Here is a 12024-nt window from a genome sequence, read left to right as displayed (position 1 = left end):
CTGCTTCACTTCCAGATTCTGATCAGTCGCTGTGGCCGCGTCAGCGACCGGTCTTCGGGGCCTTCCAGCGGGCGATCCCGCGGGCCACCAGGTTGAGGAGCATCACGAAGGCGATCAGCGTGAGCGATGCCGCCCAGGCACGGTCGTACGCGGCGGGCGACCCGGCGCTGTTCGCCCACTGCTGGTAGATGTACAGCGGCAGCGACGCCTGCGCCCCCTCGAACGGGTTGGCGTTGATGAAGCTGTTGCCGAACACCAGCAGCAGCACCGGCGCGGTCTCACCCGTGATACGGGCGACCGCCAGCATGATGCCGGTGGTGATGCCGCCGATGGAGGTCGGTACGACCACCTTCAGGATGGTGCGCCACTTGGGGACGCCGAGCGCCAGGGAGGCCTCACGCAGCTCGTTCGGGACGAGCTTGAGCATCTCCTCCGTGGAGCGGACCACCACCGGCATCATCAGGATCGCGAGCGCCAACGAGCCGGCGAAGCCGAAGGGCTGCATCTCCAGCATGAGCATGAGGCTGAGGATGAACAAGCCCGCGACGATCGACGGGATACCCGTCATGACGTCGACGAAGAAGGTGATGGACCGGGCGAGGTTCCCGCGGCCGTACTCCACGAGGTAGATCGCGGTGAGGACACCGACCGGCGCGGCGATCAGGGTGGCGAGGCCGACCTGCTCCAGGGTGCCGAGGATGGCGTGGTAGATACCGCCGCCCGGCTCGGCGTCGGCGACCACACCCATGGAGTGGGTCAGGAAGTAGACGTCGAGGACCTTCACACCGCGCTGCACGGTCTCCCAGATCAGGGAGACCAGCGGGACGACGGCGAGCAGGAAGGCCACCCAGACCAGCGAGGTGGCGATCCGGTCCTTGGCCTGGCGACGGCCTTCGACGCGGGCGGCGATGACGTACGTGCCGAAGACGAAGAGGAGGCCGGCGATCAGGCCCCACTGGACGCGACTGTCCAGGCCGGCGGCCAGGCCGATGCCGATCGCGACGGCGACGGAGCCGCCGGCGATGGCGTACGGGGACCACTTGGGCAGACGGGCGCCTTGCAGCGTGCTGGGGCGCTTGTCGGCAATGGCGGCGTTGCTCATGCGTTGGCCCCCGAGTACTCCTTGCGGCGGGCGATGATCGCGCGGGCCGCGCCGTTGACCAGCAGGGTGATGACGAACAGGACCAGACCGGAGGCGATCAGCGCGTCACGGCCGAACTCGGACGCCTCACCGAACTTGCTGGCGATGTTCTGGGCGAAGGTGCCGCCGCCCGCGTTGAGCAGGCTGGCGTGGATGTCGAAGTCGGGGGAGAGCACGGTGGCCACGGCCATCGTCTCGCCGAGGGCGCGGCCGAGGCCGAGCATCGAGGCGGAGATCACGCCGGAGCGGCCGAAGGGGAGGACCGACATGCGGATGACCTCCCAGCGGGTGGCGCCGAGCGCCAGGGCCGCCTCCTCCTGCATCTGCGGGACCTGGCGGAAGACCTCGCGGCTCACGTTGGTGATGATCGGCAGGATCATGATCGCGAGCAGGATGCCGACGGTCAGCATCGAACGGGCGGGGCCGCCGTCCCAGGAGAAGATGCCGGTCCAGCCCAGGTACCTGTCCAGCCAGCCGAAGAGGCCGTCCATCTGCGGTACGAGGATCAGGGCGCCCCACAGGCCGTACACGATGGACGGCACCGCGGCGAGCAGGTCGATCACGTAGGCGATGGGGCCGCCGAGCTTGCGCGGGGCGTAGTGCGTGATGAACAGCGCGATGGCGACGGCGATCGGGACCGCGATGACCATGGCGATGATCGAGGAGACGATCGTGCCGTAGACCAGGACCGCGATGCCGAACTTCGGCGGGATCGTGCCGGTGTTCCACTCGAAGGCGGTGAGGAAGTTCGCCTCGTCCTTGCTGATCGCGAGGCTCGCCCGGTAGGTGAGGAAGACCGCGATGGCGGCCATGATCACCAGCAGGAAGATGCCGGACCCGCGGGAGAGCGCGAGAAAGACCCGGTCACCGGGCCGGGTGGCGCCACGGGCCGCGCGCTTCTGCTCGGCGTCCGTGGGCTGTGGGATGGGGGGAGAAGCTTGAGTCTTCTGTGTCGATATGTCCATCGGGTTCTCCGGTCTGCGGAGCCGTTCGCGGTCTGCGGCGGCTCGGTGGAGCCGTAGCGGTACGGCTCCGGGCGGCGGTGCACCGGACGGTGCGGTCCGGTCCGGGTTTTCACCGGACCGGACCGCACTCAGGTCAGCTCAGGCCATCGATGGTGGTACGGACCTCGGAGATGATCTCCTCGGGCATCGGGGCGTAGTCGTTCTCGGTGAGGATCTTCTGGCCGTCCTCGGAGGCGATGTAGCGCAGGAACGCCTTCGTGCCGGGCAGGGTCTCGGACTTGTTGCCCTTGTCGCAGACGATCTCGTACGTCACCAGGGTGATCGGGTAGGCGCCCTCTTCCTTGGTGGCGTAGTCCAGCTCCAGCGCCATGTCCTTGCCGGTGCCGACACGCTTGGCGGCGGCGATCATCTTGGTGGCGTTGGCGACGTTGGCCTCGACCGGGGCGGAGGCACCGGTGTCGATCTGGACCGCGTCGATGCCGTCCTTGGCGTACGACAGCTCCATGTAGCTGATGGCGCCGGAGGTCTGCTTGACCTGCTGGGCGACACCGGAGGAGCCGGCGGCGGACTGGCCGCCCTTGGCCTGCCAGGCCTTGCCGCCCTCGTAGGGCCACTCGGACTTGGCGGTGGCGATCAGGTACTTGGTGAAGTTGTCCGTGGTGCCGGACTCGTCGGAGCGGTGGAAGGCCTGGATCTTCAGGTCGGGAAGCTTCGCCTCGGGGTTCAGCTTCGCGATCGCCGGGTCGTTCCAGTTCTTGATCTTGTCGTTGAAGATCTTGGCGAGGGTCGGCGCGTCCAGGACCAGGTTCTCGACACCCGGAACGTTGTAACCGACCGCGATCGGGCCGCCGACCATCGGCAGGTCGATGCCCTGACCGCCGGTGCAGACCTTCTTGGAGGCGGTGATCTCCTCCTCGTCCAGCGCAGAGTCGGAACCGGCGAAGGCGACCTGGCCCTGGGTGAACGCGGTGACACCGGCGCCGGAGCCGCCGCCCTTGTAGTTGATCTGCACGCCGTTGCAGGCAGCGGTGAACTGCTTGACCCAGGCGTCGATCGCGTTCTTCTGCGCGGAGGACCCGTCGGCGAGCAGCTGGCCCGAGGCGTCGTCACACTTGATGTTGCCGGCGTTGGCGCTGGCGGAGGTGTCGCCGCCGTTGCTGTTGCCGGTGTCGTCGGAGCCGCACGCCGTGAGGGCCAGGGCGCCGGAGACGGCGAGAGCGCCGAGAGCGAGAGCCCGCCGGTTCTTGCGCTGAAGCTTCACTTGAGGGAATTCCTTCCAGGAGCCGCCGTCCTGAATTCGGCGGCGTGCGAAGAATGGTTGATGCGGGCCCGGCCCCCCGTGGGCGCGGTCCGTCATCGTGCAAGGCTGAAATTAGGCAGAACAGGTGAAGGCGCCGAAGGCCGTAAATGAACGCGGGGTGAACCCCTGGGGACGGTGCGGTGAGGTCACGGAACGCTTACGTCGAGGACACGGGTTCGTTCCGAGGCTTTGTGGGGGTTGGTGCGGACTAAGCCAGGCGCAGCGACGCCAGCAGGGCGTCCACGAGCGAGCGGTCCCTCGGCTGGGTCAGGCGGCTCCGGGCGGCCGCGGGGGAGAGCCACAGCAGGCGGTCCACCTCGGTCCCCGGGGTGAAGGTGCCGGGGCCCGCCTCGGCCGCCCAGTAGCGGACCTCCTTGGGGCGGCCGTTGGCCAGATAGCGCAGGGTCGGCAGCTCGGCTCCGGGCTCGGCGGAGTGCCCTGTCTCCTCCGCCACCTCGCGCAGCGCACCGGCCAGGTGGTCCTCGCCGCGTTTCAGCTTGCCCTTGGGGTGGGACCAGTCGTCGTATTTCGGCCGGTGGATCAGGCATATCTCCAGCTCACCGTCGCTCGGTGAGCGCCGCCACAGGACGCAGCCGGCCGCTTGGACGGTGAGGTCGTTCGCGTGTGTCACCGGAGATGCCTCCTTCTGCCGGGTGGCCCCGCTGTGGGGATGCCTAGGGCGTGCCCACCGTCTGCCGCTGCCAGGACTGCTGGAACGCGAACCGGGCCGCCTCCACCTCGTGCCGCTGGTCGGCGTGCAGCACACCGAGGGCGTACGCCGTCGCCGGCGCGATCCGCGGGGTGCGGGCCGCCTGGGCCGCGGCGGCCGCCGCCTCGGACGCGTCGCGGTGCCGGTTCAGGGACTGGCCGGCCGCCAGCAGCCGTACGTCCACCGGGTCGCTGTCGCCGTGCAGGACCTCGCGGGCGTAGCGGTGCAGGCGCAGCAGCAGGCGGACCTGGTGCCAGGGCGCGTCCTGCGGATGCGGGGCCGGGTCCGGGGACAGGCCGTGGATCAGGGCCGCCGCGTTGTAGGGGTGGCCGGCGGTCACCAGCGGCAGCCCCGCCACCGCGTCGGTGAGCCGCTCCTCGGCGGCGGCCGCGAGCGGACGCAGGTCGGCGGTGGCCGCGGCCGGGGTGAGGGGGACCTCGCTGGCCAGCACGGCGATGTTGTCTGCCACGGCGTGGAAACGGGAGGAGCCGAGCGCCTGGAGTGCGGTGCTGTGCGCGCGGGTCCGGGCGAGGGTGAGCTGGCGGTCGAGCAGCGCGCCCGACTTGGCCGCGCCCACGGTGAGATTGCCGCGGTCGGGGGTGGCCGCCGGGTGGGTGGCGGGACCCGCCGGGGGTGCCTCCTTCTGCGGGGCGGGGATCCGGCCGGCGGTGCCGGTCGCGTCGGCGATGTCGACGACGCCCGCCTGCGCCGGCAGCGCGGTGGCCCCCGACAGCCGGTGCAGTGCCTGCAGCAGGCGCTCCAGGCGGGCCGCGTAGGCGTGTTCCATGGCCAGCGTTCCCGACACCCAGGCCAGTTCGGGGCGGATGGCCTCCGACCAGTCGGTGTCCAGCAAGGGGCGGAACGTGTGCAGGCTGGCGCTGATGCGGCGGGCCGAGCGGCGCAGGGCCCGGGCCGCGTCGACGGACTCCTCCGAGCCGCCCGCCGCCGCCCCCGCACCGGTCTCCCGGTGCAGGCGCAGGGCGCGGAGGAACTCCGTGGCCTGGGCGCGCAGGTAGCCCGCGAGGGCGTCCCCGGTCACCGCCCCGGCCGTGGGGTCCGTCGGATCAAGGTGTTGCTGTGCCACGCCGGCGCCTCCGGGCGTCTATGAGCATCTCCTGGACGTTGCGCAGGGGCTGGCCTTCCGCGTCCGTCGCGTGCCGGGTCCACTCGCCGTCCGGGCCCAGATGCCAGGACGCGGTGGTGTCGGACATGCCGGTCTCCAGGAGCCGGTTGAGCGCGGCGCGGTGGGCCGGGTCGACGACCCTGACCAGGGCTTCTATACGACGGTCGAGATTGCGGTGCATCATGTCGGCGCTGCCGATCCACACCTCGGGTTCGCCGCCGTTGCCGAAGCCGAAGATCCGGGAGTGTTCGAGGAAGCGGCCGAGGACCGAGCGGACGCGGATGTTCTCCGACAGTCCCGTCACGCCCGGGCGGATCGCGCAGATGCCGCGGACCCAGATGTCGACCGGCACGCCCGCCTGGGACGCGGCGTAGCAGGCGTCGATGAGCGCCTCGTCGACGATGGAGTTGGCCTTGATGCGGACGTGCGCGGGACGCCCGGCACGGTGGTGCTGGACCTCCTTGTTGATCCGCGAGATCAAGCCGTCGCGCAGGGACTTGGGGGCCACGAGCAGCCGGCGGTACGTCTCCCGGCGCGAGTAGCCGGACAGCCGGTTGAACAGGTCGGACAGGTCCGCGCCGACCTGCGGGTCGGCTGTCAGCAGCCCCAGGTCCTCGTACAGCCGCGCCGTCTTCGGGTGGTAGTTGCCGGTGCCGACGTGGCTGTAGCGCCGTAGCGTCTCGCCCTCCTGGCGGACCACCAGCGACAGCTTGCAGTGGGTCTTCAGGCCGACGAGGCCGTAGACGACATGGCAGCCGGCCTCCTCCAGCTTGCGCGCCCACTTGATGTTGGCGTGCTCGTCGAAGCGGGCCTTGATCTCGACCAGCACGAGGACCTGCTTGCCGGCCTCGGCCGCGTCGATGAGCGCGTTGACTATGGGGGAGTCGCCGGACGTCCGGTACAGGGTCTGCTTGATCGCGAGGACGTCCGGGTCGTCGGCCGCCTGCTCCAGGAACGCCTGCACGGACGTGGAGAAGGAGTCGTACGGGTGGTGCAGCAGCACGTCCCGGTTGCGCAGCGCGGCGAAGATGTCCGGCGCGGACGCCGACTCGACCTCGGCGAGATCGCGATGGGTGCCCGCGACGAACTTCGGGTACTTCAGCTCGGGCCGGTCGATGGAGGCGATGCGGAAGAGGCCCGTGAGGTCCAGGGGGCCGGTCAGCGGGTAGACCTCGGCCTCGCTGATCTTCAGCTCGCGCACCAGCAGGTCCAGGACCTCCTGGTTGATGTTCTCCTCGACCTCCAGGCGCACCGGCGGCCCGAAGCGGCGCCGCATGAGCTCCTTCTCCAGGGCCTGGAGGAGGTTCTCGGCGTCGTCCTCCTCGACCTCCAGGTCCTCGTTGCGGGTGACCCGGAAGGCGTGGTGCTCCAGCACCTCCATGCCCGGGAACAGCTCCTCCAGGTGGGCGCCGATGACGTCCTCCAGCGGGACGAACCGGCCGGGGGAGGACTCCAGGAAGCGGGAGAGCAGCGGTGGCACCTTGACGCGGGCGAAATGCGGGGTGCCGGTGACGGGGTTGCGGACCCGTACGGCCAGGTTCAGGGAGAGCCCGGAGATGTACGGGAACGGGTGCGCCGGGTCGACCGCCAGCGGGGTCAGGACCGGGAAGATCTGGTGCCGGAACAGGGTGAAGAGGCGGGCCTGCTCCTTTTCCGTGAGCTCGTTCCAGCGGACCAGGTGGATGGCCTCTTCCGCGAGGGAGGGGGCGACGTCCTCGTGGTAGCAGGCGGCGTGCCGGGCCATCAGCTCACGGGAGCGGGCCCAGATCATCTCCAGGACCTCGCGGGGCTGGAGGCCGGACGCGGACCGGGTGGCGACACCGGTGGCGATACGGCGCTTCAGTCCGGCCACCCGGACCATGAAGAACTCGTCCAGGTTGCTGGCGAAGATCGCCAGGAAGTTAGCCCGTTCGAGGAGCGGGGTGTTCGGGTCCTCGGCGAGTTCGAGGACGCGCTCGTTGAACGCGAGCCAGCTGCGCTCCCGGTCCAGGAACCGGCCCTGGGGCAGCTGGACACCTTCGATCTCGGTGACCTCGTACGCGTCGAGGTCGGCGTCGATGTCGGGTTCCAGATCGGAGACGACCGCCGAGACCGTGTGCGGACGGTGCGCCGCTATGGAGCCCACGGAGGGCTGCGGGTGCTGGACCTGTGCCTGGGCGTTGGAGGACTGGCTCATGTGCCCATTGTTCCGCGTTGCGAGCATTACGGGCGCGTCGGAAGCGGCGGGCGGGAGCGTGATCGGGAGGCGTCGGGGCTCCCCGTTCCCAGCGGCCCCCTCGGGCGGCGGTGAAGGCTCTGGCACGGCGGGCGTCATTCGCTGAGCGTCGCAAGCCCGTCTGAACCAATGGTTACGGAGACATGGCGTGTGGGATAGCGGGGGGCGGCTCGCGGGCGTCCAGGTGACGGGTCGTCGGTCCGGCCGTACGTCCCTCCCCCCGTGGAGGGACGTACGGGCGGGGTCTCAGGGAGTGCGGCGGCGCAGTACCGCGAAGGCGGTCAGGGTCGCGGCGGCGGCCACGGCGAGCAGGATGCCGGTCTCGACGTACTGGAGCGGCCAGAAGTGGGACTGGGGGTGGTACATCGCCCGGGTCGCCCGGGTGGGGCCGTCCCAGCTCATCTGCCAGGCCGAGCGCGGCAGCTCGAAGCCGCCCGCTTCGGTACGGGTCACCGTGGGCCAGAGGTTCTCGCGGGTGCGCTCCAGGACGTTGTAGAGGACGAGCGCGGCCGCGAAGCCGGCGCCGGTGGCGGGCAGGGCCCGGCGGAGCAGCAGGCCGGTGAGTGCGCCGAGGGCGAGGCCCGCCAAGGGGTACGCGACGGCGGTCGGGCCGGTGCTGATGAAGACGTCCGGGTAGTACCAGTCCCCGACCAGGTTGGGGTCGTCGTCCTGTCGCGCCCACACACCCAGCAGCGCGACCGTGCCGGTGGCGGCGGTGAGCAGGACGGCCGGGACGGCGAGCTTGGCGGCCAGCCACCGTGCCGGGGTGACCGACTGGGTCCAGGCCAGCCGCGCGGTGCCGCTCTCCAGATCGCGGGCGATCAGCGCGCCGCCCGCCCAGGCGGCCACGGGGAAGATCACGTAGGACAGGGCCGCGGTGAGCAGGTCGATGCCGTCGGCGTAGGTGTTGTCGACGGTGATCGCTTCGACCGATGCGCAGGAGGGGAAGCCGTCGTGGGCCGGTTCGGCGCAGGGGACGTTGCCCCGGCGGGCGTCGTCCGCGATGGCGTACATCCAGATCAGGCAGGCCGTCGCGACGGCCAGGGCGAGGCCCCCGAAGACCAGGGCCGTGCGGTGCACCCGCAGCACGGCCCAGACCAGGCCGCGTGGCCCGCGCGGGGTGCGGGCGGCCGGAGCCGCCGTGGCGGAGAGCGCGGTGGTCATACGGCGGCTCCGGTACGGCGCTTCAGCAGCCGGAAGGCGATCACGACCGTCAGCGCGGCGACGGCGAGGACGATGCCGGTCTCCACCAGCTGGAGGGGCCAGAAGTGGGAGGACGGGTGGTAGTCGCGGTAGAAGCCGACGATGTCGTGGTCGGCGAGGCACTTGGTGTCGTCGACGCAGATGGGGTCCCCGACGCGGGCGCCGGTGGAGGTGAGCGCGCCCTCGTCGACGACCATGCCGATGTACGGCGGGTACTCGTGCTTGTTCGTGAGCGTCTCGAGCGGCCACAGGTACGGGCGCAGGGTGCCGAGCACGGTCGTGATGAGCGCCAGGCCGACGACCGCCAGCCCGAGCGCGGGCAGGGCGCGGCGCTGGAGCAGGCCCGCCAGGACGCCGACCGCGAGGCCGAGGAGGGCGTAGGAGATGCCGACGATGCCATTGGCTTCGAAGGCGGTGCCCTGGTACCAGCTCCGCGAGCCCATCGCCGCCCGCAGCTGACCGTCCGCCGACCACAGCGTGCGGTGCAGCAGCGTGAGCACGAGCATGCCGGTGGTGAGGAGGGCGGCCGGGACGGCGAGCTTGGCGGCCAGCCAGCGGGCCGGCGTGACCGACTGCGTCCACGCCAACTGGGCGGTACCGCCCTCCAGTTCACGTCCGATGAGCGCGGCGCCCGCCCAGGCGGCGGTGAGGAAGGGAGCGAGGCCGAGGAGTCCGGCGCCGATGCCGACGGCCGTGTCGTACATGTTGTAGGCGGGGCCCAGGGCGTCGCAGCCCAGGCCGGGATCGTTCGTGTCGCAGTGCAGGGTGCGGTACTCGGACCAGGCGGCGTCCGCGCCCGGACCGTACGCCCACAGCAGCGCTCCCGCGCCGACGGCCACCAGCAGCACCCAGAACCACAGCGCCCAGCGGTGCAGCCGCAGCATCGCCCAGAGCAGGCCGCGCGGGCCCCGGGCGGGCGTGGCGGCGGTGGACGTCTCGATAGTCGTCACGGCGGTCATACGGCGGCCTCCCGCGCGTCGTCGAGGTGGAGGGCCGGGGCCTCGGGGGTGCGCAGGTGCGCCAGGACCAGCTCCTCCAGGGTCGGGGCGGTGCTCTGCCAGCCGTCGCCGAGGGCACCCTCGGGCCGTACGAGAGCGGTGACCTGACGTCCTGTCGTACGGGACTCGACGACGGTGTGCGGGTCCAGGGACGCGTCGGCCCGGCCGGTGACGAGCCGGTGCGCGGCGAGGACGTCGTCCAGCGGGCCGGCGAGGCGGACCCGGCCGGCGCCGAGCAGCAGGAGGTGGTCGCAGGCGCCCTCCAGCTCGGCCACGACATGCGAGGACATGACAACCGTGGTCCCGTGTTCGGCGGCGTCGGCCATGAGCGCCGCCATCAGCTGATGCCGGGCGAGCGGGTCGAGGTCGGCCATCGGCTCGTCCAGGAGCAGCAGTTCGGGGCGCTTGCCGAGGGCGAGCGCGAGGGCGACGCGGGTGCGCTGGCCGCCGGAGAGCGTGCGGATCCTCGCGTCCGGGGCGAGGTCGCCCTCGGCGACGATCCGCGCGGCGACCCGGTCGTCCCAGCGGCGTGGGTTCAGCTCGCGGCCGAAGCGCAGGGTGTCGGCGACGGTGAGCTGGGGGTGCAGGGGCTTGTTCTGGGCGACGTACGCGAGCCGCTCGCGGACGGCCGCCGGGGCCTGGCCGAGGACGGTGATCGCGCCCTCGGTGGGCCGCAGGAGTCCGGCGGCGAGGGACAGCAGCGTCGACTTGCCCGCGCCGTTCGGCCCGACGACGGCGCACACGCTGCCCGCCGGGAGCCGGAAGGCGCAGCCGTCCAGCGCGGCTGTGCGGCGTCGCCCGAACCTCCTGGTCAGCGCGGCCGCCTCGATGGCGGTCTCGGTCATGAGTCGTCCCCCTTGAAGTGCGTGTCCAGAACGGAGGTGAAGAGAGCGTCCACGTCGTCGCGGTCCAGCCCGGCCTCGCGGGCCCGTGCGGCCCACGCGTCCAGTTCGATGCGCAGCGGCGAGTCGGCCGGCGCGGTGTTCAGCCCGCGCCGCACGAACGTGCCGAGCCCCCGGCGTGCCTCGACCAGCCCTTCGCGTTCCAGTTCGCGGTAGGCCTTGAGCACGGTGTTGGGGTTGATGGCGGTGGCCTCGACGACCTCGCGGGCCGTGGGCAGCTTGTCGCCCGGCTCCAGCAGGCCCAGGCGCAGGGCCTGTTTGGTCTGCTGGACGATCTGCACATAGGTGGCGACGCCGGAGCGCCGGTCGATGCGGTACTCGACCATCCGTTCCACCACCCTTTCACTAATTGAGTAGTGAAAGGGTGGTGGAAGAAAAGGGGCGGCGTCAAGGCTGCCGCCCCTTACGGGAGTTATGTTCGGTTTGCCGCCAGGTCTCAGCCCGGCGCATCACGTCTCAGTGCGGTACATAAGGTCCGTCTCGTACGTCATGAACCCCAACCGCTCGTACACCGCCACCGCCGCCTTGTTGTCCGCGTCGACGTAGAGCATCGCCGTGGGCAACCCCTGCCCCGCCAGATGCCGCAGCCCGATCGTCGTCAGGGCCTTGCCCAGGCCGCCGCCCTGCGCGTCCGGGCGTACCCCGAGGACGTACACCTCGCCGAGCCCCTCCTCCGCGTGGACCTTCGTCCAGTGGAAGCCGATGAGCTCGCCGTCCTGTTCCGCCAGGAAGAAGCCCGCCGGGTCGAACCACGACTCGGCCTTGCGGTCGTCGAGGTCGCGCTGGGTGAGGGAGCCCTGCTCGGGGTGGTGGGCGAAGGCGGCGGCGTTCACGGCGAGCCAGGCCGCGTCGTCCTGGCCGGGCACGAAGGCGCGGACCGTCACGCCCTCGGGGAGCACCGGGTCCGGCAGGGCCAGGTCCGCCAACGGGCGGCGCATCTGGCGCAGTTCGCGGAAGAGGGTCAGGCCGAGGACCTGGGAGAGGTGGCGGGCGGCGGAGTGGCCGCCGTGGGCCCACACCCGCAGCCGCTTGCCGGACGCGCCGAGGAGGGCCGAGCCCAGCGCGCGGCCGTGCCCGTGGCCGCGGTGCGCGGGGTGGACGACCAGCTCGGCGGCCGGGGCCTCCACCGGGTCGGTGTCCTCCAGCTGGGCGTAGCCGACGAGTTCGCCGGCCACGGTCAGCAGCAGATGCGACACGCCTTCGCGTTCCCCGCCGCGCAGCTGAAGCCGCCCCTGCTCGGACACCGCCTGCTGCCCGTCGTTCCGGGAGGCCTCCGCGAGCAGCTCCAGTACGGCCTCGGTCTGCTCCGGGGAGAGCTCGGAGCGGGTCTCGATGGAACGGGTCGGGAGGGGGTGTGCGGTGTCGTCGCTGGTCATGCGTACGAGGGTAAGGGGCCGTTCGGACAAAGTCCCGGCACAGAAGCAATCAAGGTGTAACCAGGCACCCCCTGTTGCGCTACGCGCGTTGA

General features: G+C 71.2%; 11 protein-coding genes. All 11 read right to left on the bottom strand.

Features of this window, described 5'->3' with window-relative positions:
* Positions 1 to 40: 40 nt before the first annotated feature.
* On the bottom strand, positions 41 to 1102 hold the full coding sequence (pstA, locus tag ADK36_RS15180) for a phosphate ABC transporter permease PstA (protein ID WP_048585565.1): 1062 nt from the start codon (positions 1100 to 1102) through the stop codon (positions 41 to 43).
* Positions 1099 to 2106 (bottom strand): phosphate ABC transporter permease subunit PstC, encoded by a 1008-nt coding sequence (gene pstC, locus ADK36_RS15175; RefSeq protein WP_048585564.1) that lies wholly within the window; start codon positions 2104 to 2106, stop codon positions 1099 to 1101. The genes pstA and pstC overlap by 4 nt, the downstream gene beginning before the upstream one ends.
* A gap of 133 nt (positions 2107 to 2239) precedes the next feature.
* Positions 2240 to 3367, bottom strand: a complete 1128-nt coding sequence (gene pstS / locus ADK36_RS15170; RefSeq protein WP_048585563.1) for a phosphate ABC transporter substrate-binding protein PstS — start codon at positions 3365 to 3367, stop codon at positions 2240 to 2242.
* A 247-nt stretch (positions 3368 to 3614) separates the two neighbouring features.
* On the bottom strand, positions 3615 to 4037 hold the full coding sequence (locus ADK36_RS15165) for an NUDIX hydrolase (RefSeq protein ID WP_048585562.1): 423 nt from the start codon (positions 4035 to 4037) through the stop codon (positions 3615 to 3617).
* 43 nt (positions 4038 to 4080) lie between these two features.
* Positions 4081 to 5199 (bottom strand): CHAD domain-containing protein, encoded by a 1119-nt coding sequence (locus tag ADK36_RS15160; protein ID WP_048585561.1) that lies wholly within the window; start codon positions 5197 to 5199, stop codon positions 4081 to 4083.
* Positions 5180 to 7414 carry an RNA degradosome polyphosphate kinase gene (locus tag ADK36_RS15155; RefSeq protein WP_048585560.1) on the bottom strand — a complete coding sequence of 745 codons (2235 nt, stop codon included), beginning with the start codon at positions 7412 to 7414 and terminating at the stop codon, positions 5180 to 5182. The genes ADK36_RS15160 and ADK36_RS15155 overlap by 20 nt, the downstream gene beginning before the upstream one ends.
* A gap of 285 nt (positions 7415 to 7699) precedes the next feature.
* Positions 7700 to 8617: a hypothetical protein gene (locus ADK36_RS15150; RefSeq protein ID WP_048585559.1), complete on the bottom strand. Its 918-nt coding sequence runs from the start codon at positions 8615 to 8617 to the stop codon at positions 7700 to 7702.
* Positions 8614 to 9615, bottom strand: coding sequence for an ABC transporter permease (locus ADK36_RS15145; protein ID WP_053197894.1), 1002 nt, complete (start codon positions 9613 to 9615; stop codon positions 8614 to 8616). The genes ADK36_RS15150 and ADK36_RS15145 overlap by 4 nt, the downstream gene beginning before the upstream one ends.
* The gene (locus ADK36_RS15140; RefSeq protein WP_053197892.1) at positions 9612 to 10499 is read right to left on the bottom strand and encodes an ABC transporter ATP-binding protein; all 888 of its coding nucleotides are present in this window, start codon (positions 10497 to 10499) and stop codon (positions 9612 to 9614) included. Before ADK36_RS15140 ends, ADK36_RS15145 begins: the two co-directional genes overlap by 4 nt.
* Positions 10496 to 10882 (bottom strand): GntR family transcriptional regulator, encoded by a 387-nt coding sequence (locus ADK36_RS15135; RefSeq protein ID WP_048585584.1) that lies wholly within the window; start codon positions 10880 to 10882, stop codon positions 10496 to 10498. Before ADK36_RS15135 ends, ADK36_RS15140 begins: the two co-directional genes overlap by 4 nt.
* A gap of 123 nt (positions 10883 to 11005) precedes the next feature.
* Positions 11006 to 11932 (bottom strand): mycothiol synthase, encoded by a 927-nt coding sequence (gene mshD, locus ADK36_RS15130; RefSeq protein ID WP_048585556.1) that lies wholly within the window; start codon positions 11930 to 11932, stop codon positions 11006 to 11008.
* Positions 11933 to 12024: the final 92 nt, after the last annotated feature.

It is taken from the genome of Streptomyces viridochromogenes (assembly GCF_001270495.1).
Taxonomy (GTDB): domain Bacteria; phylum Actinomycetota; class Actinomycetes; order Streptomycetales; family Streptomycetaceae; genus Streptomyces; species Streptomyces viridochromogenes_A.
This window is presented reverse-complemented; position numbering and strand designations above follow the sequence as displayed.